The following is a 20,473-nucleotide window of genomic DNA, read 5'->3' on the forward strand; positions in this document are numbered from 1 at the left end:
GGTGTCAGTCCGCCATCAGGGCTTCGATTTCGGCAATGGTTTTCGGGACCGCTTCGGTCAGGACCCGGCAGCCGTCTTTGGTCACCACCACATCGTCTTCGATGCGTATGCCGATGCCACGCCATTTCTCATCCACGTCGGTGTTATCCGGCGCAATGTACAGGCCTGGCTCGACGGTCAGGGCCATGCCGGGTTCCAGCTGGCGCCAGGCGTCACCGACCTTGTAATCGCCCACATCGTGCACATCCAGCCCCAGCCAGTGCCCGGTGCGGTGCATGAAAAAGGGTTTGTAGGCTTCGTTGGCGATGGCGTCTTCCAGGGTGCCGGACAACAGCCCCAGATCAATCAGGCCCTGGGTCAGCACTTCCAGCGCCGCCTCATGGGGTCGGTTCCAGTGATTTTCCGGCGACACAGCCTCAATGGCCTGGTACTGCGCCGCCAGCACCACCTCATACAGGGCCCGCTGCTCGTTGCTGAACTTTCCGCTGACCGGGAAGGTGCGGGTAATGTCAGAGGCGTAGCACTGGTATTCACAGCCGGCATCGATCAGAACCAGATCCCCGTCTTTCAGCGGTGCACTGTTCTCGATGTAATGCAGGATGCAGCCATTGGCGCCCCCGCCCACAATCGAAGGATAAGCCGTTGACCGGGCGCCATGATCCATGAAGGTGTGGATCAGTTCGGCCTCAAGGTTGTACTCGAAGCCGCCCTTGCGGGCCCGCTTCATGGCCCGACAGTGTGCCTCGGCGCTGATCTGGCCGGCCTTGGCCATGATCTTGATCTCATTTGCGCTCTTGTACAGCCGCAGGTCATGAAGCAGATGCTCCAGGGCCACGAATTCGCCCGGCGGATGGGCGCCGCTGCGAACCTTGCTGCGAATCATCTTCACCCAGTCCATGACCCGAGCATCGAAATGATCGTCCTTGCCGAGAGGATAATAGACCCGGCTTCGACCCTCGATCATGCCCGGCAGGATGTCGTCGATGTCTGCAATCGGAAACGCATCGTCCAGGCCGTAGCGTTCGATGGCGCCTTCCGGGCCAACCAGGAAACCGTCCCAGAGCTCCTTCTGCGGATTGCGCTCCTTGCAGAACAGTACCGATTCCCCGTGTTCACGGCCCGGAATCAGCGCCAGTACGGCCTCCGGCTCACCAAAACCGGACAGGTAATGAAAATCACTGTCCTGGCGGAACGGATGCAGCACATCGCGATTACGGACACGCTCCGGAGCGGCCGGGATGATCGCAATACTGTCTGGCGCCATACGTTCCATCAGCTTGCGACGGCGCTCGGCAAACTCCTTTACGGGAATCATGGAGTTCATAGTCTCTCCTGCAATCAGGACCCGGCTCAGTGCAGGGTCGGCGAATCAGACTTCGGTGGTTCAGGGGCGTTGAATTCAGTGAACACGGCGAGCGCCCCCAGCCGGATGTATTCGGTAATTTCCAGCAACTGCTGCTCGCTCTCGTCGTCCGCTTCTTCCTCTTCGGACAGCTGGCTGATGGCCACCATATCCTCGATCAGCTCCCGGATCTCATCGGGCGCCTGGCCGAGCGACTCGCCAGCCGACAGTGCCATACCCTCGAGAAATCCCCGCACCCAGGAAACCAGAGCTTCCAGCCGCTGCTCAATGGCATAGTCGTCATCAGGCAGTAAAGGATGGAAACTCATGTCTGCTGATTTCAAGAGCTCCAGGGTCTGTTCATAGGCTTTGTTCATGAACGGAGCGAGATCATCGGACTCCTCGGCCGCGTTCTCGGCCAGCCCCATGTGTTCACACACCATTGCCAGCCATTCCGGCTCTTCAATACGCGATCCGGCCGCCAGGCGACCACAGAGCGCGCCGTGCAATTCGGATGGGTGGCTGAATGCCTTGTGAGCTGTAAAAACGTTGGCCCAGCGCTCGAATTCTGCGGCGCGGGCAGCACCGGAAGTGTCGGTTTCTGACATGAAACAGGCGGATCCTGTGTTAATGGATTAGAGGTCTATCCTAGCATTCAGGCGGTGCCAAGGCACTGCCTGTTGATTTTTATCCGGCGAGCGAACAATATGTTATAACGTATCATTTCTACCGAGAGATAAAGCCATGTCCTTACGAGCCACAACCTGCTTCTTCCTGGCTGGTGCCGCTATTGCCAGCGCTGGCCCTATGTTTGCCAACGACAATCCGGGTGCTCATCAGCACGGTCATGCCGAACTACAACTGGCCATCGAGGGAGAGCAGATTGATCTCCTGTTCACATCGCCGGCCTACAACCTGCTGGGGTTCGAACATCGTGCCCGTTCGGACGACCAGAAAGCTCTGGTTAACGAGGTAACCAACTGGCTTGGACAGACACCCCTTGCGGACACCAGCGAGGGGGGCTGCACCGTCATGAATGCGGTAGTGCATCATCAGGCAGGTGGTGATGATTACGGACACAGTCATGGGCATGACCATGATCATCCGGACGAATCATCCCACTCGGATTTCGAAGTCATCCAGACCCTGGGCTGTCCAGGCCTGAGCTCATCCCAGGCGCTTGCAACACCCATTACAACCCGTTTTTCCGGGATAGAGCATCTCGGCGTTCAGTGGGCGTGGCCAGAAGGTCAGGGCTCAGCCCGGCTGGGCCACGGAGAAAGCACATTTGAACTCCGCGCCCGATGACAGCATTCAGTCCTCGTAGGGCTCAACCCCGGTTGCGACCATAGAATAGGAAGACGTGCCGATGTCGTTTTCGGTGCGGTCAATTACCAGCTTGCCTTCGATCCACACTGGATCGTACAGGGCCTCAAGCGTGAAACCTTCCTTGTACTTGACGTGAATGATCTGATTGGGGGGCGGCGGCGGCACATGAATACAAGCACCGTAGTAGGGCACCAGGAAGAACTCCAGGATACGCATGTCCTCGGTTGTCTTGAGGGGCACCACGAAGCCGGGAATGCGCCCTTCAACATTGCCCATTTCCGGCACAACCCGACCGGTCATGATCTCATCCGGCAGCAGCGGCGGGCCATCGCCCTCGTGCTCAATCTCTGGCATATTCTCCAGCAGCGCCAGATCCTCGGCGGGCATCAGTTCAAGCCAGTCGATCTCCCGGGTTTCAGTCCGGCCTGTTGATGGAAGTACACACACCAGGGTAAGCGCGATGAAAAAAAGCAGCGCAAAGCGCGAACGTGTCGGGGCAGACATCATTGGACCAAAGACTCCTGAAAATACTATTCGGAAACCGCCATCATACACCGGGCCAACGGCAGCCAACATGACCAGCAAGACAGACTCAGCCAGCAACAGTTCCCGAAACACAGAAACTGCGATGGAAGTCAGCGGGCTCGGCTTTTCCTGGGACCCTGTACAGCCCCGCCTCAGCTTTCCGGATATCATACTGAAACGCGGCGAGCACCTTTTCCTGCACGGCCCAAGCGGCAGCGGCAAAAGCACGCTGCTCAGCTTGTTGGCAGGCATGCTTCGCCCGGCCTCTGGCACTGTTCGGGTGCTCGGAACCGATATCCACCGGCTGGGTGCCGGCGCACGGGACCAGTTCCGGGCTGACCACATGGGCGTTATCTTCCAGCAATTCAATCTGGTGCCCTACCTGAGCACACGAGCCAACGTCACCCTGCCCTGCGGACTTTCTGAACTGCGCAAAGAGCGCACCGAACCGACCGTCGCAGCCGAGGCGGAGAGATTGCTTGCCGCCCTGTCGATCCCCGAGGATCACTGGCAGAGGAAAGTCACCAGGCTGAGTATTGGCCAGCAGCAACGTATCGCAGCCGCCCGGGCGCTGATTGGCGCGCCCGGCCTGATTCTCGCGGACGAACCTACGTCAGCCCTGGATGCCGACAACCGGGACCGGTTCCTGGAACTGCTTCTGAATCTTGCGCACCGGCACAACACCTCGGTGCTGTTCGTCAGTCACGACCAGTCCCTGGCCCGCCATTTCGATAATCAGCTGGAACTGCAGGGTGACCGGACATGAAAGCACGCCTTGCCCTGACACTCGCCCTGGCCAGCCTCTGGCACCGGAAAAAAGTACTGGCCCTGGTGTGTCTGACCCTGACGCTCAGCGTTTCCCTGTTGCTGGGCATCCAGTACCTGCGCACGGAGGTCAAACAGTCTTTCACCAGTACCATCAGCGGTACCGACCTGATCATTGGAGCCCGCAGTGGCCAGCTGAACCTGCTGTTGTACACCGTGTTTCATATTGGCGATGCCACCAACAACATTCGCTGGTCGACCTACCAGAGCCTGAAAGACGATAACCGCCTGGCCTGGCTGATTCCGATTTCGCTCGGAGACAGCTACCGGGGTAATCGTGTGGTCGCCACAGATGAGAACTTTTTCAAGCACTTCCGTTACGGCCGCGACCTGCCCCTCGAACTGGCTGACGGCCAGTGGTTTGAAGAGGTCTTTGATGTGGTGTTGGGCGCCGGCGTTGCCCGGTCGCTGGCGCATCAGGTGGGCGAGAAGATTGTGCTATCCCATGGCGGTGGACGCACCAGCTTCTCCAACCACGAAGACACGCCGTTTACCGTCACCGGCATACTGGAGCCCACCGGAACGCCGGTGGACCAGGCCGTGTATATTGGCCTTGATGGCATGGAGGCCATGCACGTGGGCTGGGAATCCGGGGTCGCCATCCCCGGACGGACAATCACACCGGAGCAGGCAAAGGGCCGAGATTTCACACCCGATGCCATTACCGCCGCATTCGTTGGCATTGACCGGCAGATCCTGACCTTCCGCATACAGCGGGAAATCAACCAGTTTGCCGACGAGCCGCTCTCGGCCATACTCCCGGGAGTCGCCCTCAGTGAACTCTGGCGACTGATGGGCCAGTTTGAGCGAGCGCTGCTGGGCATAACCGGTTTTGTCGTGGTAACCAGCCTGATCGGACTAATTGCCGTTCTTCTCACATTACAGGCCCAGAGGGCCCACGAAATCGCCGTACTGCGGGCAACTGGTGCCTCTCCGGCATTGATAGCCTCACTCTACATCCTGGAGTGCGTGGCTCTTGCCCTGGCAGCCTGCGTGCTGGCCCTGGCACTTGGCATGGCGAGCCTTGCACTGGCAAGCCCATGGTTACTGGCCAACTATGGCCTGCAGATCGAACTTCGCCCATTGACGCCCGAGGAATGGACGTTACTGGCCCTGGTTCCGGTTGCCGCCTTCACCGTGGCGCTGATCCCGGCCTTCAACACATGGCGCCAGAGCCGCCGGCTGGGCTTTGGCGAGGCCGCGGATCAGTGATGGGCATCACGCAGGGAACGCAATGACAAGCCTGTAAATTGACCGACTTAGCGTCCACACTTATAGTTGAGCTTAATATCATAAAACCACTGCTGGGCACGTCATGGAACAGTCCGAAGTACAGGCATTAGCGGACAAGCTGGACAGGCTGATTGAACGCTGTCAGAAACTTGAGCGAGACAACGCCACATTGCGGGAGCTGCAGGACGACTGGAACCGGGAACGGGCCCAGCTGGTGCAGAAAAACGATCACGCGAAGCACAAGATCGAAGCCATGATCAGCCGCCTTAGGGCCCTGGAGCATCACTGATGGCACAGCAATCCACCACGGTTGAGGTGAAAATCCTCGACAAGGAATATCTGGTCGCCTGCCCCGAGGAAGAACAGGAGGCACTGCTGCGTGCCGCCCGGCATCTGGACAGCAAAATGCGGGAAATCCGCGCTGGCGGCAAGGTTTTTGGTACCGAGCGCATTGCTGTAATGGCAGCTCTGAACATTACTCACGAACTGCTCGAGCGCGACACCATGTCTGATGCCACCAGCACCTTGCTGCGAGCCATGGACAACAAACTGGACGGCGCGCTGGGTGATGGCTCGGGTCGTTAAATCCCCAGAGAATCTCAGACAAGTCTTGCAATCGGCCCCGACACTGCCCGTATAATGAGAACAACTTCCTGGGCTGTTCGGGATAGTCGGATACGTCCTCGAGCCGATGCGCATTACCCAGGTGGCTACTTCAGGGCATTGTGAGCACGTCCCCGACAGGGGAAAGCCTAATATGTCACAGCGGCCACCGACCTTGAACTTTGGGTTCAAGGGCAACATCCGATAACGGCAGCCCGGGAAGCTTTATTTTGAGCCAGTTTATCGAGCCTCAACCGTTCCAGTCCCATCCTGACACCCTGTCACGCAGTGAACTTCGCAAACGCCTACGGCAGTACCGTCGCGACCTGAGCGTTGAAAAACAGCAGCAGGCCGCCGAGCACCTGGCCCTCAATCTGCTGAAGAATCCAGACCTGCACCGGGCCCGGCACATCGCAATCTATCTGCCCAACGACGGCGAAATTGATCCCCATGTTTACCTGGACATCGCTCGGCGCAAGGGCATCCACTTTTACCTGCCGGTACTGCACCCGATTCATCAAGGCAGGCTGGTTTTCAGCCCGTATCTCGACGGCGTGGAACTCACCGCCAACCGTTTCGGTATTCCCGAGCCCGCCTTCAGCAAAGGCCTGCGACGCCCGGCCTGGGCACTGGATGCGGTACTTTTTCCGTTAGTGGGTTTTGACGAACAGGGGGGAAGACTGGGGATGGGGGGAGGCTTCTACGACAGAACGTTTGCCTTCAGCCGGATACGGCCAAGACTGGCGCCGAAAATGATTGGCCTGGCCCACGACTTTCAGAAGGTGAAAAAACTGCCGGTAGAGCCCTGGGACGTGCCCCTGCACAGCGTGGTGACCGACAAGCAGCGTTACCGTTTCAGTGGCTGACTCATCACCTGGACAGAACCAACAAGGTTGGACGCTCGCGCGTCTCTGTCTTCAGAAGCGTGGATGGATGTGAAACCAGTGATCACAAGGCCGATGGCAAAAATCAGCACAATGGCTTTGATGATGTCAGGCTTGCCGCCCATGGTTTCAGTTCCTCAAAATGCAGTTTTGAAAATGTCGGGAAATCAGTAAGCTATTCTTGACTTCAAGAATCAGAAGAAAGACTAACACCTATCTTCGGTTTTACAATTTTTCACAGATTAAACTTCCGTAAGCTTTCTCAGAGCTTACGAAACGGTTGGGGACACCCTTTCTGAAACTGTGCGGAGCCATGGATGGCGGAGCCCAGGCGACACAGAGATGTGCCGCCAGGAGCATGTTTCTGAAAGGGTGTCCCCAACCGGTTCCCGCACTGAATTCACGAGCTACTAGGAGGACCGGGCGTTACCCTGCCCAAGAAACAGCTGATAAGCCTCATTATCCGTCATGTTTTCATAGCGGAAACCAACCTTATCCAGCATTTTCTCGAAATCCTGCACCTCGTCGTCGTCCACCTGGGCGCCCAGCAACACACGGCTGTATGCTGCACCGTGGTTGCGGTAGTGGAACATGGAGATATTCCAGCGGGTACCAAGAGACATCAGGAACTTCAGCAACGCCCCCGGGCGCTCCGGGAACTCGAACTGGAACACCTTCTCGTTGGTGATGGTCGGCGCGTGACCGCCCACCATGTGACGAATGTGCTGCTTGGCCAGATCGCTGTCTGTTAAATCGACCACCGAGTATCCACTCTCCCGAAGATCCTGAACCAGATCCTCGCGGCCGTGACCACCCGCGGCAATCTGTATGCCAACGAAAATAGTGGCATTGGTGGCATCGGCGTAGCGGTAATTGAACTCGGTGATGCTGCGCTTGTGCAGGGCGTTGATGAAGGTCTTGAAGGCGCCCGGTTTCTCCGGAATGGTCACTGCCAGGATCGCCTCGCGTTTCTCGCCCACTTCCGTGCGTTCGGAGATGTAGCGCAGGCGGTCGAAGTTCATGTTGGCACCGCTCAGGGTGGCAATCAGGTTCTCGCCCTCGACTTTCTCACGCTCGATGTATTTCTTGATGCCCGCCACACCCAGGGCACCGGCCGGCTCGGCAATGGAGCGGGTATCCTCGAACACATCCTTGATGGCCGCGCAGATTTCGTCGGTGGATACGGTGATCACCTCGTCCACGTGATCTTTGCAGATCTCCCAGGGGTACTTACCAATCTGCTTGACTGCCACCCCGTCAGCAAAGATGCCCACTTCATCCAGCACCACACGCTTGCCCGCCTTCATGGCAGCCTGGAGGCAGTTGGAGTCCTCCGGTTCGACGCCAATCACCTTGATTTCGGGGCGCAGATACTTGATGTAGGCGGCCATGCCGGCAATCAGCCCGCCGCCACCAACACAGATGAAGATGGCGTGGATCGGCTTGCTGAACTGCCACATGATTTCCATGGCCACCGTGCCCTGGCCGGCGATCACATCGGGATCATCGTACGGCGGAATGTAGGTGTAGCCGTGCTTTGCGATCAACTCCTGAGCGTGGGCGGCCGCCTCGTCGAAGGCATCGCCTTTAAGAACCACCTTCGCGCCGTGGTCCCGCACCGAACGCACCTTGATCTCGGGTGTCGTTTGCGGCATCACAATCACCGCCTTGATCCCCAGGTTCTTGGCAGCCAGCGCAACACCCTGGGCATGATTACCGGCGGAGGCACAGATGACCCCCTTGGCCTTCTGCTCCTCGGAAAGCTGCGCAATCCGGTTATAGGCACCACGAATCTTGAAGGAGAACACCGGCTGAAGATCTTCACGCTTGAGCAGAATATTGTTGCCAAAGCGCTTGGACAGACTGCGGGCTTCAGTCAGGGGTGTTTCGATGGCCACGTCATAGACGCGCGCATCGAGAATCTTCTTGATGTAGCGTTGCGGCATAGCAGTTCCGGCTTTTGGTCGATGTGTGAGTGATGACTGGCTGAGAAAAACCCACAGTGTAGAAAGTTTGCACGGCAGCCGTCTATAAGCAGAGGTCTCTTAAGCGCTATAATGATGGCAAAGCCAACCTGATTTGCAGCCGGAGCCAATGATGAACCAGGACGAACTGAAAAAAGCCGTCGCCAAAGCCGCCATTGATTACATTGCTCCTCGCCTTGATAGCGAGAGCGTGATCGGTGTGGGCACAGGTAGCACGGCCAATTTCTTCATCGACATGCTCGCGGAACTCAAGACCGAGTTCGACGGCGCCGTTGCCAGCTCGGAGGCCACTGCCGAGCGTCTGAAAAGCCACGGCATCCCGGTTTACGACCTCAACAGCGCCGGAGAACTGGAGTTCTACGTGGATGGCGCTGACGAAACCAACGACCGCCTGGAACTGATCAAAGGCGGCGGCGCCGCGCTGACCCGGGAAAAAATCGTGGCCGCGGTTGCCAAGACCTTCATCTGCATTGCCGATGACTCCAAGATGGTCGGCATACTGGGCAAATTCCCGCTTCCGGTGGAAGTCATTCCCATGGCCCGGAGCCATGTTGGCCGGGAAATCGTGAAACTGGGCGGTGACCCGGTCTACCGGGAAGGCGTCGTGACCGACAACGGCAACATTATCATCGACGTCCACAACATGGATATTTCCCAACCGATCCGGGTGGAAGAGAAGCTCAACAACATCGTCGGTGTGGTCACCAACGGCCTGTTCGCCCGCCGCCGCGCTGATCTCCTGCTGCTGGGCACCAAAGACGGCGTGAAAAGCATCTCCGGCAAAGGCGCCTGACCGGTTCCTGTCGCTCCTCGATGTCGAAGCTGGCCTTTCGGGCCAGCTTTTTTATTGCCTGGAAGGACGAACAACCAAGCGCTTGCTTGGTAATAATATTTAGGCGACACTGCTTCCCATTGATTCCGATCAGGGGGAGCCAGACCGTGTCCGAATACTTCAACGAAACCCATCACCAGGTCCGTGCGACCGCCCGCAAGTTCATCGAAACCCACGTATTACCGCACATCGACGACTGGGAAGAAGCGGGTGAATTTCCCCGGGATCTCTACAAAAAAGCCGGGGATGCTGGTTTGTTGGGCATTGGTTTTCCGGAAGCACTGGGGGGCATCGGAGAAGGCGACATTTTCCTGAAAGTAGCCGTTTCTGAAGAGCTTATGCGCTCCACATCAGGCGGCCTCGTCGCTGGCCTCGGGTCTCTGGATATCGGGCTGCCGCCAGTCGCCAGATGGGCAAAAAAGGACATCCGCGAACAAATCGTGCCGCCGGTGCTGCTAGGCGAAAAAATTGCCGCCCTGGCAGTGACCGAACCCGGCGGAGGTTCCGATGTCGCCAACCTCAAAACCCGGGCAGTCCGGGACGGCGACCATTACATCGTCAACGGCAGCAAAACCTTCATCACCAGCGGTATGCGGGCCGACCACTACACCGTCGCGGTGCGCACCGGTGGCGACGGCCACGGCGGCATCAGTCTGTTGTTGATCGACCGCGATATGCCCGGGTTCTCCACCGGCAGGAAACTGCGAAAAATGGGCTGGTGGGCCAGCGATACCGCAGAACTGTTTTTCGAGGACTGCCGCGTTCCGGCCGACCGCCTGATCGGCGCCGAAAACGCCGGTTTCATCGCCATCATGAGCAACTTCCTGTTTGAGCGCCTTAGCCTGGCTATCATGGCTTATATGACCGCTCAACTGGCCTACGAAGCGGCGCTGGAATACACCCAACAACGCAAGGCGTTCGGACGCAACATTGCGGGCTTCCAGGTGACCCGCCACAAGCTTGTAGATATGGCGACCCAGATCGACGTAGCCCGGGAATACACCTACCGATGCGCCGCCCTGATGCAGGCCGGCAAGAACCCCATCAAGGAAGTGGCCATGGCCAAGAATTTCTCGGTGGATGTCTGCGAAAAAGTCACCCGGGAAGCGGTGCAGCTGTTCGGTGGCATGGGGTACATGCGGGAAACCGTCGTCGAGCGCCTCTATCGTGACGCCAAGATTCTCTCCATCGGCGGCGGCACCACCGAGATCATGAAGGAGCTCATTGCCAAGCAGATAAAACTGTAGCCGCTGCACCCAATGTAACGACCAAGGTTTAGTTTCGAACTGCAGGATACTCCCGTATAATTGCGCCCACTTTTTAACCGCAGTTAAACGTACCTTTAACGTACCAGGAAGGATCGCACATGCAATTCGACAACATCCCCGCAGGCAAGAACCCGCCTGAAGACATCTACGTTGCTATCGAAATCCCGGCCAACAGCTCCCCGGTGAAGTATGAACTGGACAAAGACATGGGCGCCCTGCTGGTAGACCGCTTTATGGCAACCCCCATGTTCTACCCGGCCAACTACGGTTTCATCCCGCACACCCTGGCCGACGACGGTGACCCCCTGGACGTACTGGTTGTGACCCCCTACCCGATCCAGGCCGGTTCCGTGATTCGCTGCCGCCCGGTGGGTGTGCTGAACATGGAAGACGAAGCCGGTGGCGACGCCAAGCTGGTTGCAGTTCCCCATGACAAGCTGACCACCACCTACCATGACGTGAAGGAAATTGACGATCTGCCCGAGCTGCTGCGCGACCAGATCAAGCATTTCTTCGAGAACTACAAGACGCTCGAGCCCGGCAAGTGGGTGAAAGTGCAAGGCTGGGACAACGCCGACGCTGCCAAAAAAGCCATCGTGGATTCCGTGAACGCCTACAAAGGCTGAGCCGGGCTCTTCTTTGTTTGATGGCATAAAAAAACCGGGCTTCGCGCCCGGTTTTTTGTTTCTGGATCAAACTCTTCTGTCATCAGCCCCGGGACAGTAGGTCCCGCATGTCACTGATCGCCGAGTTGGCGCGGGAGAGGTAGGCGGCCATGGTCAGCGAGTGGTTGGCCAGCACACCAAAGCCGCTGCCATTGAGAATCACCGGGCTCCACATTTCGCCCTGGGCGCCCTCAAGTTCGATAATCACCTGCCGCACGCTGGCCATGGCGTTCTTGTCCTGCAGCACTTTCCGGAAATCCACTTCAATTGCCCGGAAGATGTGCAGAAGCGCCCAGGAGCTGCCGCGGGCCTCATAGAAAACGTCATCAATTTTGGTCCAGGGCGTCTTCACATCTTCTCCGGTCGCTTCCTCAGCAAGGGGATCACCGGAGTTCATGGTGATCACCGAGTCTGATACCGACGCCTTGCCAACACTCTCACCAAGCGTACGGGACAAACTCCCGAGGCGAGTCTCCAGATCCGCCAGCCAGTTGCTCAGGTTATCCGCTCGGGCGAAAAACTGGGCGTCAGCCTGTTCCGGGCTCGACAGCCGGTCAAGGTAACGTTTCAGAGCGGTGATGCCCCGACGGTACTCCGCCTCGGTAGACGGGATTGCCCAGCTCTCGCTGTCAAAATGGAACTGGGGCTCGGCAATCGTCAAATCCCGATCTTCCGCCGACTGGCTCTGCGAGCGGCTGATGTCCTTGCGCATGGCGCGCGACAGGTCCCGCAGCTGGACCAGCACGCCGTACTCCCAGTTCGGCATGTTATCCAGCCACAGCCCTGGCGGGAAAATGTCATTGGAAATATAGCCACCGGGCTTGTCCAGCAGGGTTTCTGCGATGCGAATCATGGTGACCGTGGTGGCAAAGCCGGTAATGGGTTCCCTTTCCATGGTGTTGGCCACCGACCTCGTGTGCTCCCGCACCGAATAGGTGTCCGGCTCGCTGCTCCAGATCATGCCGAGCACCAGCGCCACCAGCAGGTAGACCACAACCAACGCCAGAATCAGTTTGCTAATTACGCCGCTGCCACCGGCATAATCCTGAACATCGTCTTTCTTGTCCTTGAAGTACTGTCTGATTTTGCCTGGCATATGACTTTTAATCCCCTGTCTGTTAATTGTCAGCGGCAAACGGCCGGCCCAGATGGTAACCCATGGCCCCGTCGATCCCCAGTTTACAGAGTACCGAGTATTCCGCGGCAGTTTCCACTCCTGTGGCGAACACTTTCACGCCACGACTGTGAGCGATGGCCACCACAGACTCAAGGTAGAAGCGGTTATCTTCATGGGTGTCGATATTGTGGATGAAGCTGTTGTCGATACGTAGGGCCTGAAACCTCAGATTTCTCAGGTAACTGAACGGCACGCCTCCCACCCCGAAGCGGTCGACCAGCACCGGAACATCCAGTCGCCCCAGCGCCCTGACCAGAAGGCCCACCGCGGTCCGGTGGTGATGGATGGCCTGCTCTGAAATACCGATCCAGAGATTCCGTGCCAGCGGACCAGCCTGCTGCAGCTGGTCCAGCAAATCCGCGCGAAAGGCCTCACTGGCCACGGAGGCATTGCCGAGCGAGACCGCCAGCGGCTGATCAGGGCTCTGTTTCAGGCGATCGAGCACCCGCTGGACCAGCAGACGATCAAGATCCGAGATCAGCCCGAAACGCTCCGCCATCGGTACAAAGGTGCCTGCTTTCAAAGCCCCTTCGCCGGAATCAATCCGCGAAAACACCTGATGATAGACCGGCATGAGCCGGCCCTCGTTCACCATGGGCTGGAGCCAGAGCGAGACGGCCTGCCGGCGGATCGCCTCACTGATAATCACTCGCCAGGTTTCGAGGTTGTGATGACCATCCTTTTCAGGGTCAGCCAGATGACAGCCAGTCTCGGCCCTGCTCTGGGCAGCGCGCAAAGCTTCATCCGCGGCCGCCATCAGATCCCGGGCACCACGGCCGTCCAGCGTTCTCGCCAGCCCGGCATGAACAGCGGTATCCATCGGCGAAGCAAGATCTGCATATACCCCATCGAGGTCCGTGACCAGCTGACGACACCAGACACCGGCATCAGCCGGCATCGCACCGGGCAGAAAAATGGCAAATTCGGCGCCCGTTCGGCGCCCGGCAAACGACCCGGCATGCTGCATGACGAATTCGCCAATCCAGGTTGCCACCCGCAGCAGCAGGCGGTCGGCCTCGCTCCGGCCATAGGCCTGGTTATATCCCGAAAAGTCGGCCAGTTGAATCAGCATGAGAATTCCGGGAGCCGCCTTTTCCTCGGACTCCACCTCCACTTTCAGGCGCTGGTCGAAGGCACTCCGGCTGGCCAGCCCGGTGACCGCATCCTCGTTGTTCACCCGGCGCAGGTGCTGAATGAGTTTCGCCTGGCCTTCGAAGAGCTGGCCCAGGTCATCCGCCATCCGGTTCATGGCGTCGGTCACTTGATTGATCTCGCGGGTCGACTTGATAGAGACCCGCTTCCTGAAATCCCGCTGGCCGAGGGCCTTTGCCTGATCCTCGAGAGCATGAAGCGGGCGCAGGGTACGACGAAGCAGAAGGAAAACCGCAAACAGTCCAATCCCCCCGATAACGGCTGTACTGGCTGTCAGCCCTATGGTTATTCGCCAGAGGTCCTCATAGGCGCGACCGGGATGGCTGATTACCTGCACAGTTCCCAGGCGACTCCAGCCACGGACGACTTCTGCCTCGGCAACCGGCAGCGGAAGATCTGCGAGGTCGCGGAACCAGGCGGGGACAGCCACTTTATTCAGCGTCATGGCCCGACCGGCAACCTGCTCGCCCTGATGATTCAGATAGCTGACTGACAGGTAGCGACCACTATCAAACACCGCATCGATCAGGGAGGCGGAGGCGACCGGATCGCGGCCGTCGATGGCATTGGAGAGGGACAACCCGATGGCGGTGGCCCCGTCACGGGCATGACCTGCCAGCTGATCCGAGACATAGTCCCGGAAATAACCGTAGCTGGTGATAAACACCGCAACCAGCAGGGTAACCAGCAGACTTCCGGTCAACACCAGAAGCAGGGTTCGCAATGTGACCGCACCCTGTTGCGTCTGCTTCAGGGGGATGTGCTTCCGTGCCATGGGGAGCTTCTCCGGATTGGCTGTGAGCCAGCCGGCCAGGTGATTGTGACCTGCACCGCAGAGTTGACAAACATTTACATAGCGCAACCTACGCCGACAACATTAAACACTATAGACTCTGCAAAAGGACTAAGGTTGAAAAATCGTCCGCACCGGGAAAGGACGACCAATAACGAAAAAGAGACAGGCCCGAGCAACATGAACGACGAAAGCCAGAAAGAAAAACTCAGGCAGCATTTCGCACGCCGTGTGACAACCCAGGCCCGGGTTGTTCTGGATACCTGGCAGAAAATTCACGAAGACCGGGACAAGGCTGCGGCCCATCGCAACGAGTTCGCCGCGGCTGCGGACAAACTGGTGCGCTACGCCCAGCGGTTTGAAATGGACAGCCACGCCCGGGCCGGTCAGACCACGCTGGCGCTGATCAACCAGTGGGAACCGGGATCTGCCCTGAACGAGAGCCTCGAGAGACAGCTGCAGGATGCCATCGAGACCCTGTCCCAGAGCACTCTGCGCAGGACCGACCTCAACAGTTCCGAAGCGCCCCACCAATTTCGTCGCACCCCGGTTTACATTGCCCTGGCCAACCAGGAAATGGCAGCCCGCCTGATCCGGCAGCTGGAATTCTTCGGCTTCCGGGCCTCGGCCTTTGCCAGTGCCGATGAACTGACCGAAGCCTGCGCACTGCACAAGCCGGAAACCATCCTGGTAGACGTCAATTTCGGCGGCTCGCCCAATGCCGGCATTACCACCATCGAACGCCTGCAGGAACGACACGATACGCCCATTCCCATTATTTTCATGAGTGACGAGGACGGCTCCATCGAGACCCGTCTGCAGGCTTCCCGCTGCGGCGGGGAAGAGTTCTTCTACCCTGCCGTCGATCCGGGGCAACTGATCGAAAAGATCGAGACCTACACCCACGGCAACACCGTGGAGCCCTATAAGGTTCTGGTTCTGGATGATTCCCGGGCTCAGGCCAAGTATATGGAAACGGTGCTAAAGAAAGCGGGTATGACCGCCCACATCATCACCGACCCGATGCAGATCATCCACGCCCTGGAGGAGTTCTCGCCGGAGATCATCATCCTCGACATGTATATGCCGGGCTGTACGGGCATGGAAATCGCCCGGGTTATCCGCCAGCAGGACCGTTTTCACAGCGTGCCCATCATTTACCTCTCGGCCGAGGAAGACGTGACGAAACAGCTCCATGCCATGAGCCTGGGCGGCGACGACTTCCTGACCAAACCGATCGACCCGAAACACCTGATTGCCACGATCCACAACCGCGGGCGACGTGCCCGCTCGTTGCTGGCCCTGATGATCCGTGACAGCCTGACGGGCCTGTTCAACCACACCCACACCCTCCACCTGCTGGACCAGGAGATTGTGCGGGCGCGCCAGAAAGAACAGCCGCTGTGCTTTGCAATGATCGACATCGACTATTTCAAGAAAGTGAACGACACCTTTGGCCACCCGATCGGCGACCGGGTGCTGCGCAGTCTGTCGATGTTCCTCAAGCAACGCCTGCGCAAGACCGACCACATCGGCCGCTACGGTGGTGAGGAATTTGCCATCATTCTGCCCAACACCCGCCCGAGCGATGCCCGAAACGTTCTCAATGAAATTCGGGAGCGGTTCTCCGAGTTGCTGCAACCGGCCGGCGACCGGGAATTCAATGTCACCTTCAGTTGTGGCATCGCGGCCTGGGACGACAACACCTCCCAGGCACTGTGCGAGCGGGCCGACCGTGCGCTCTACAGCTCCAAGGAGCTGGGCCGCAACTGCGTGACCCTGGCCGATTGCTGAATCCGGGCCGTGCCGGCCCGAATCCCTCCCTCCAGACCCTTCAGACAATTTTCGCTCGGGCATGGCTCAGTCACTGCCCGGCTGCTACCTTTTATGAAACCAACGTCGTATGGAAGTTCGTTCCGCCGTTCACGACAATGATTGTCATCAGCGGAAAGATCCCGTTTCGATTCATTTGCCGTCTTTTTACGACCAATGGACAACAGGGACGATTGTCAAAAAGTGTTGATCTGAACAAAACAAGCACGCACCATTGGCGGAACATGCCGCTAAATTCGGCGATCCTGTAAAAAGACATCAAGGCAGACAGAACCATGTCGACAATTCTCGTGCTCCATGGACCCAACCTCAACATGCTCGGTACTCGCGAGCCGGAGGTCTATGGTTACGAGACACTGGCGGACATCGACGACCGTTTGCGCTCACTGGCGGCAGAGCAGGGTCATCATCTGCTGCACCTGCAATCAAACGCCGAATACGAACTGATTGAGCGGGTTCACGAGGCCCGGGCGGAAGGCGTGGATTTCATCATCATAAATCCGGCGGCCTTCACCCACACCAGCGTTGCCCTGCGCGACGCCATGCTGGCCTCGGGAATTCCCTTTATTGAAGTGCATCTTTCCAACGTGCATGCCCGGGAACCGTTCCGGCATCACTCCTATTTCTCGGATATCGCCGAAGGCGTTATCTGTGGGCTGGGTAGCCAGGGGTACGACCTCGCACTCCAGGCAGCCCTGAAACGCATTCACCGATAGACCTGACAAAACGGGACTGGACTGACTATGGATATTCGTAAAATCAAGAAACTGATCGAGCTGCTCGAGGAATCTGACGTCGAGGAGCTGGAGATTCACGAAGCCGACGATTCGGTGCGCATTTCCCGCCGCCGCGAGCCGGCTGCCGGCCCCCAGTACATGAGCCATTATCCGGCCCCGGCACCCCAGGCCGCTGCGCCTGCCGCCCCGGCTCCGGCTGGGCCTGCGGAAGAATCCTCCGCACCTGCCGCCCCGACCGGCCATACCCTGAAATCCCCGATGGTAGGCACGTTCTATCGCTCCCCATCGCCCACTGCCAAGGCGTTCGTGGAAGTCGGCCAGACCGTCAATGTCGGTGATGTAGTCTGCATCGTGGAAGCCATGAAGATGATGAACCAGATCGAGGCGGACAAAAGCGGAACCGTCACGGAGATCCTGGTCGAGAACGGCCAGCCGGTTGAGTTTGACCAGCCCCTGGTCGCCATTTCCTGAACGGGGTAATAGTTACTCATGGCCATGTTAGAGAAAGTACTGATCGCGAACCGGGGTGAAATTGCCCTCCGGATTCTGCGCGCCTGCAAGGAACTGGGCATCAAGACCGTGGCAGTGCACTCCCAGGTCGACCGTGATCTGATGCATGTTCGCCTGGCTGACGAGTCGGTCTGTATTGGCCCCAATAGTGCCACCGACAGCTACCTGAATATCCCGACCATTATCAGTGCCGCGGAAGTCACTGATTCCGTCGGTATCCATCCCGGCTACGGCTTTCTTGCCGAAAACGCCGATTTCGCCGAGCAGGTTGAGAAAAGCGGCTTCCGGTTTATCGGACCGAAAGCCGAAACCATACGGCTGATGGGCAACAAGGTGTCCGCCATCAACGCCATGATCAAGGCCGGCGTTCCGACCGTGCCGGGCTCCGATGGCCCGCTGGACGACGATGAGGAGCGGACCCTGAGGATTGCCCGGGACATCGGCTACCCCGTCATGATCAAGGCGGCTTCCGGTGGGGGCGGCCGCGGGATGCAGGTGGTCCATTCTGAAGCCGCTCTGCTCAAAGGTGTCCAGATCACCCAGAGTGAAGCCAAAAATGCCTTCGGCGACCCGACCGTGTACCTGGAAAAATTCCTCGAAACTCCGCGGCACGTCGAAGTCCAGGTACTCGCTGACATGCACGGCAACTGCATTCATCTGGGCGACCGCGACTGCTCCATGCAGCGCCGGAACCAGAAGGTAATCGAAGAGGCCCCAGCCCCGCACATCAACCCGGAATCCCGGGAGCGCACCCTTAAGGCGTGCACCGATGCCTGCAAGGAAATCGGTTATGTGGGCGCCGGTACCTTCGAATTCCTGTACCAGGACGGCGAGTTCTATTTCATCGAAATGAACACCCGGGTCCAGGTGGAACACCCGGTTTCCGAAATGGTTACCGGTGTGGATATTGTCCGCGAGCAGCTCCGCATCGCCAGCGGCCTGCCACTGCAGTACACCCAGGATGATATACGCATTTCAGGCCACGCCATGGAATGCCGGATCAACGCGGAAGACCCGAAAACGTTCGTTCCCAGCCCGGGCAAGGTTTCGCATTACCACGCCCCCGGCGGCAATGGCGTCCGCGTTGATTCCCACCTTTACAGCGGTTACACGGTTCCACCCTTCTACGATTCCTTGGTGGCCAAGTTGATCACCTGGGGCGACGACCGTGAGATCGCACGACGGCGCATGAAGAACGCCCTGGACGAACTGGTGGTCGAGGGCATCAAGACCAATCAATCTCTGCATCGGAAACTGGTACGCGATGGTGGCTTTAAACAGGTAGACTTCACCATCCACTACCTCGAGAAACTGATACGGGATTAATGATGCCCTGGATACAACTCCAGATCCCGGCTGATCCGGACAACGCGGATCAGCTGGAGGATCTGCTCATGGAGATGGGCTCTGACGCCGTCTCCATGGAAGATGCCGCCGACCAGCCCCTCTATGAGCCGGACCCCGGCACCACCCCTTTATGGAGCCAGACAACTGTGACTGGGTTGTTCGATTCCGGCCGGGATATCGAGCAGCTCTGCGCCGACATCCGGGATGCCTGGCACCAGCAAACCCAGCAGGCCCTTCCGGAAATCGAAGTCACGCTGGTTGAGGACAAGGATTGGGAACGGGCCTGGATGGACGATTTCCAGCCCCTGAAATTCGGCGAGCGGCTCTGGATCGTCCCAAGCTGGCATGATGCACCTGACCCGGATGCGGCGAATCTGATGCTGGACCCCGGTCTGGCCTTCGGCACCGGCACCCATCCAACCACGGCCCTCTGCCTCGAATGGCTTGATGGCCAGGACCCCCATGGCAAGCAGGTGATCGATTACGGCTGTGGCTCCGGCATTCTCGGCCTTGCGGCCCTGCTCCTTGGCGCGGACCATGTGGTTGGTATCGATACCGATCCGCAGGCCCTCGAAGCCAGCCGGGAAAACGCCCGCCGCAACGGTGTCGAAGACAGCAGGCTGGACCTGTTCCTGCCAGACAACGAACCCGAGACCAAAGCCGACATCATGCTTGCCAACATCCTGGCCCAGCCCCTGATCAGCCTTGCTCCCCATCTTGCATCGCGGACCAGGCCCGGCGGCGATCTGGTGCTGTCCGGCATCCTGTCCAACCAGGCACGGGAAGTAATGGCCGCCTACGAGCCATGGTTCGTAATGGACGAGCCCGAGCAGAAGGAAGAGTGGATACGCCTCACAGGACGGCGCCACGACAGATGACGAAACCGGTCTTAACGACTAAACTCCGAAACTCGTAGCCTAGTCGCTTTCAGGAAGAAGCATGACCCAGAGCAGCCTGCAGACACAGTGCCCGAATTGCCAGACCCGGTTCCGGGTAACCGAAGAACAGCTTGGCATTGCCAAGGGCAAAGTACGCTGCGGGAACTGCATGAAGGTGTTCAATGCCATTGAGCACCAGGTTATCCCGGGCGGTGGCGAGAAACCACGAACCCCGGCTGCCCCGGCGAAACCCGCAGACGCATCATCATCTGCCGGTTCTGCCTCCGGCTCCGGTGTCAGCGAGGAAGATTTTGTCTTCGCCGATAACCCGGAAGAGGATGCGGCGGAAGGCCGTTACGCCGGCACCAAGCTGACCTTCTCCGATGACGAGTTAAGCGACAGTTTCCGCAGTTTTGATGAGCGCGACGAAGCAGACTACAAAGACGCTGACTCCGACAGCCCCGATGAGCAAGTCGATGAAAGCTGGGCCGAAGCCATTCTTCAGGATGACGAGCCAGCATCCCGAAAACCCTCTGCCCCCCAGCGCCCCGAGCC

At 58.6% G+C, this 20,473-nt stretch carries 22 protein-coding genes and 1 other RNA gene; 16 read left to right on the forward strand and 7 right to left on the reverse strand.

The features are described from left to right. Window positions 1–4: 4 nt before the first annotated feature. Window positions 5–1,324, reverse strand: a complete 1,320-nt coding sequence (pepP, locus tag ACWJ62_RS19685) for a Xaa-Pro aminopeptidase (protein WP_449287684.1) — start codon at window positions 1,322–1,324, stop codon at window positions 5–7. A gap of 26 nt (window positions 1,325–1,350) precedes the next feature. Beyond that, on the reverse strand, window positions 1,351–1,950 hold the full coding sequence (locus ACWJ62_RS19690) for a UPF0149 family protein (protein WP_014578413.1): 600 nt from the start codon (window positions 1,948–1,950) through the stop codon (window positions 1,351–1,353). 136 nt (window positions 1,951–2,086) lie between these two features. Between ACWJ62_RS19690 and ACWJ62_RS19695 the strand changes: the two genes are divergently transcribed. Next, window positions 2,087–2,650 carry a ZrgA family zinc uptake protein gene (locus tag ACWJ62_RS19695; RefSeq protein WP_449287685.1) on the forward strand — a complete coding sequence of 188 codons (564 nt, stop codon included), beginning with the start codon at window positions 2,087–2,089 and terminating at the stop codon, window positions 2,648–2,650. Window positions 2,651–2,656: 6 nt separating this feature from the next. Here the strand turns inward: ACWJ62_RS19695 and ACWJ62_RS19700 are convergent, their stop codons facing one another. Continuing rightward, window positions 2,657–3,178 (reverse strand): DUF3299 domain-containing protein, encoded by a 522-nt coding sequence (locus tag ACWJ62_RS19700; protein ID WP_449287686.1) that lies wholly within the window; start codon window positions 3,176–3,178, stop codon window positions 2,657–2,659. A 67-nt stretch (window positions 3,179–3,245) separates the two neighbouring features. On the opposite strand from ACWJ62_RS19700, the gene ACWJ62_RS19705 reads away from it, so the two are divergent. The 6 genes from ACWJ62_RS19705 (at window position 3,246) to ACWJ62_RS19730 (ending at window position 6,723) form a co-directional block, all read left to right on the forward strand. Further along, complete coding sequence (locus ACWJ62_RS19705) at window positions 3,246–3,962, forward strand: ATP-binding cassette domain-containing protein (protein WP_449287687.1); 717 nt, start codon at window positions 3,246–3,248, stop codon at window positions 3,960–3,962. Next, window positions 3,959–5,233, forward strand: a complete 1,275-nt coding sequence (locus ACWJ62_RS19710; RefSeq protein ID WP_449287688.1) for an ABC transporter permease — start codon at window positions 3,959–3,961, stop codon at window positions 5,231–5,233. Before ACWJ62_RS19705 ends, ACWJ62_RS19710 begins: the two co-directional genes overlap by 4 nt. A gap of 103 nt (window positions 5,234–5,336) precedes the next feature. After that, the gene (locus ACWJ62_RS19715) at window positions 5,337–5,543 is read left to right on the forward strand and encodes a TIGR02449 family protein (RefSeq protein WP_008170964.1); all 207 of its coding nucleotides are present in this window, start codon (window positions 5,337–5,339) and stop codon (window positions 5,541–5,543) included. Further along, window positions 5,543–5,839 carry a cell division protein ZapA gene (locus ACWJ62_RS19720; protein WP_014578418.1) on the forward strand — a complete coding sequence of 99 codons (297 nt, stop codon included), beginning with the start codon at window positions 5,543–5,545 and terminating at the stop codon, window positions 5,837–5,839. Before ACWJ62_RS19715 ends, ACWJ62_RS19720 begins: the two co-directional genes overlap by 1 nt. Before the next feature lie 62 nt (window positions 5,840–5,901). Then, window positions 5,902–6,083, forward strand: a non-coding RNA gene (ssrS, locus tag ACWJ62_RS19725) — 6S RNA. Between the two features lie 4 nt (window positions 6,084–6,087). Beyond that, a complete protein-coding gene (locus ACWJ62_RS19730) occupies window positions 6,088–6,723 on the forward strand; it encodes a 5-formyltetrahydrofolate cyclo-ligase (RefSeq protein WP_449287689.1) in 636 nt (211 codons plus the stop codon). On the opposite strand, the gene ACWJ62_RS19735 is transcribed toward ACWJ62_RS19730, so the two are convergent. Both ACWJ62_RS19735 and ilvA read right to left on the reverse strand, forming a co-directional pair. After that, entirely contained in the window at window positions 6,705–6,866 is a 162-nt protein-coding gene (locus ACWJ62_RS19735) for a hypothetical protein (RefSeq protein WP_449287690.1), read from the reverse strand. The two genes, ACWJ62_RS19730 and ACWJ62_RS19735, sit on opposite strands and share 19 nt — an antisense overlap. 285 nt (window positions 6,867–7,151) lie before the next feature. Next, complete coding sequence (ilvA, locus tag ACWJ62_RS19740; RefSeq protein ID WP_006169768.1) at window positions 7,152–8,687, reverse strand: threonine ammonia-lyase, biosynthetic; 1,536 nt, start codon at window positions 8,685–8,687, stop codon at window positions 7,152–7,154. Window positions 8,688–8,838: 151 nt separating this feature from the next. Between ilvA and rpiA the strand changes: the two genes are divergently transcribed. The 3 genes from rpiA to ppa all read left to right on the forward strand — a co-directional run bounded on the left by rpiA (window position 8,839) and on the right by ppa (window position 11,452). Further along, entirely contained in the window at window positions 8,839–9,519 is a 681-nt protein-coding gene (gene rpiA, locus ACWJ62_RS19745) for a ribose-5-phosphate isomerase RpiA (RefSeq protein ID WP_430415707.1), read from the forward strand. Window positions 9,520–9,665: 146 nt separating this feature from the next. Further along, window positions 9,666–10,805, forward strand: coding sequence for an acyl-CoA dehydrogenase family protein (locus tag ACWJ62_RS19750; protein ID WP_449287691.1), 1,140 nt, complete (start codon window positions 9,666–9,668; stop codon window positions 10,803–10,805). Between the two features lie 119 nt (window positions 10,806–10,924). After that, complete coding sequence (gene ppa / locus ACWJ62_RS19755) at window positions 10,925–11,452, forward strand: inorganic diphosphatase (protein WP_014578423.1); 528 nt, start codon at window positions 10,925–10,927, stop codon at window positions 11,450–11,452. Between the two features lie 82 nt (window positions 11,453–11,534). Here ppa and ACWJ62_RS19760 read toward each other — a convergent pair whose 3' ends face one another. Next, the gene (locus ACWJ62_RS19760) at window positions 11,535–12,587 is read right to left on the reverse strand and encodes a DUF2333 family protein (protein WP_449287692.1); all 1,053 of its coding nucleotides are present in this window, start codon (window positions 12,585–12,587) and stop codon (window positions 11,535–11,537) included. 22 nt (window positions 12,588–12,609) lie between these two features. Next, entirely contained in the window at window positions 12,610–14,595 is a 1,986-nt protein-coding gene (locus ACWJ62_RS19765; RefSeq protein ID WP_449287693.1) for a bifunctional diguanylate cyclase/phosphodiesterase, read from the reverse strand. Between the two features lie 198 nt (window positions 14,596–14,793). Between ACWJ62_RS19765 and ACWJ62_RS19770 the strand changes: the two genes are divergently transcribed. From ACWJ62_RS19770 to ACWJ62_RS19795, 6 genes are all read left to right on the forward strand, one after another. Next, window positions 14,794–16,407 (forward strand): diguanylate cyclase, encoded by a 1,614-nt coding sequence (locus ACWJ62_RS19770; protein ID WP_449287694.1) that lies wholly within the window; start codon window positions 14,794–14,796, stop codon window positions 16,405–16,407. A gap of 314 nt (window positions 16,408–16,721) precedes the next feature. Then, complete coding sequence (aroQ, locus tag ACWJ62_RS19775; RefSeq protein WP_041645657.1) at window positions 16,722–17,162, forward strand: type II 3-dehydroquinate dehydratase; 441 nt, start codon at window positions 16,722–16,724, stop codon at window positions 17,160–17,162. Between the two features lie 27 nt (window positions 17,163–17,189). Next, a complete protein-coding gene (gene accB / locus ACWJ62_RS19780) occupies window positions 17,190–17,654 on the forward strand; it encodes an acetyl-CoA carboxylase biotin carboxyl carrier protein (protein ID WP_449287695.1) in 465 nt (154 codons plus the stop codon). Window positions 17,655–17,672: 18 nt separating this feature from the next. After that, window positions 17,673–19,019 carry an acetyl-CoA carboxylase biotin carboxylase subunit gene (accC, locus tag ACWJ62_RS19785; RefSeq protein ID WP_449287696.1) on the forward strand — a complete coding sequence of 449 codons (1,347 nt, stop codon included), beginning with the start codon at window positions 17,673–17,675 and terminating at the stop codon, window positions 19,017–19,019. Between the two features lie 2 nt (window positions 19,020–19,021). Beyond that, entirely contained in the window at window positions 19,022–19,918 is an 897-nt protein-coding gene (prmA, locus tag ACWJ62_RS19790) for a 50S ribosomal protein L11 methyltransferase (RefSeq protein ID WP_449287697.1), read from the forward strand. Window positions 19,919–19,979: 61 nt separating this feature from the next. After that, the coding region (locus ACWJ62_RS19795) for an MJ0042-type zinc finger domain-containing protein (RefSeq protein WP_449287698.1) at window positions 19,980–20,473 on the forward strand (494 nt) is incomplete at its 3' end.

This window comes from Marinobacter sp. PE14, from assembly GCF_053566155.1.

Bases quoted from the DNA above. Each gene is read 5' to 3' on its own strand.
- pepP (WP_449287684.1), bottom strand. From the start codon at position 1,324: ATGAACTCCATGATTCCCGTAAAGGAGTTTGCCGAGCGCCGTCGCAAG.
- ACWJ62_RS19690 (WP_014578413.1), bottom strand. From the start codon at position 1,950: ATGTCAGAAACCGACACTTCCGGTGCTGCCCGCGCCGCAGAATTCGAG.
- ACWJ62_RS19695 (WP_449287685.1), top strand. From the start codon at position 2,087: ATGTCCTTACGAGCCACAACCTGCTTCTTCCTGGCTGGTGCCGCTATT.
- ACWJ62_RS19700 (WP_449287686.1), bottom strand. From the start codon at position 3,178: ATGATGTCTGCCCCGACACGTTCGCGCTTTGCGCTGCTTTTTTTCATC.
- ACWJ62_RS19705 (WP_449287687.1), top strand. From the start codon at position 3,246: ATGACCAGCAAGACAGACTCAGCCAGCAACAGTTCCCGAAACACAGAA.
- ACWJ62_RS19710 (WP_449287688.1), top strand. From the start codon at position 3,959: ATGAAAGCACGCCTTGCCCTGACACTCGCCCTGGCCAGCCTCTGGCAC.
- ACWJ62_RS19715 (WP_008170964.1), top strand. From the start codon at position 5,337: ATGGAACAGTCCGAAGTACAGGCATTAGCGGACAAGCTGGACAGGCTG.
- ACWJ62_RS19720 (WP_014578418.1), top strand. From the start codon at position 5,543: ATGGCACAGCAATCCACCACGGTTGAGGTGAAAATCCTCGACAAGGAA.
- ACWJ62_RS19735 (WP_449287690.1), bottom strand. From the start codon at position 6,866: ATGGGCGGCAAGCCTGACATCATCAAAGCCATTGTGCTGATTTTTGCC.
- ilvA (WP_006169768.1), bottom strand. From the start codon at position 8,687: ATGCCGCAACGCTACATCAAGAAGATTCTCGATGCGCGCGTCTATGAC.
- rpiA (WP_430415707.1), top strand. From the start codon at position 8,839: ATGAACCAGGACGAACTGAAAAAAGCCGTCGCCAAAGCCGCCATTGAT.
- ppa (WP_014578423.1), top strand. From the start codon at position 10,925: ATGCAATTCGACAACATCCCCGCAGGCAAGAACCCGCCTGAAGACATC.
- ACWJ62_RS19760 (WP_449287692.1), bottom strand. From the start codon at position 12,587: ATGCCAGGCAAAATCAGACAGTACTTCAAGGACAAGAAAGACGATGTT.
- ACWJ62_RS19765 (WP_449287693.1), bottom strand. From the start codon at position 14,595: ATGGCACGGAAGCACATCCCCCTGAAGCAGACGCAACAGGGTGCGGTC.
- ACWJ62_RS19770 (WP_449287694.1), top strand. From the start codon at position 14,794: ATGAACGACGAAAGCCAGAAAGAAAAACTCAGGCAGCATTTCGCACGC.
- aroQ (WP_041645657.1), top strand. From the start codon at position 16,722: ATGTCGACAATTCTCGTGCTCCATGGACCCAACCTCAACATGCTCGGT.
- accB (WP_449287695.1), top strand. From the start codon at position 17,190: ATGGATATTCGTAAAATCAAGAAACTGATCGAGCTGCTCGAGGAATCT.
- accC (WP_449287696.1), top strand. From the start codon at position 17,673: ATGGCCATGTTAGAGAAAGTACTGATCGCGAACCGGGGTGAAATTGCC.
- prmA (WP_449287697.1), top strand. From the start codon at position 19,022: ATGCCCTGGATACAACTCCAGATCCCGGCTGATCCGGACAACGCGGAT.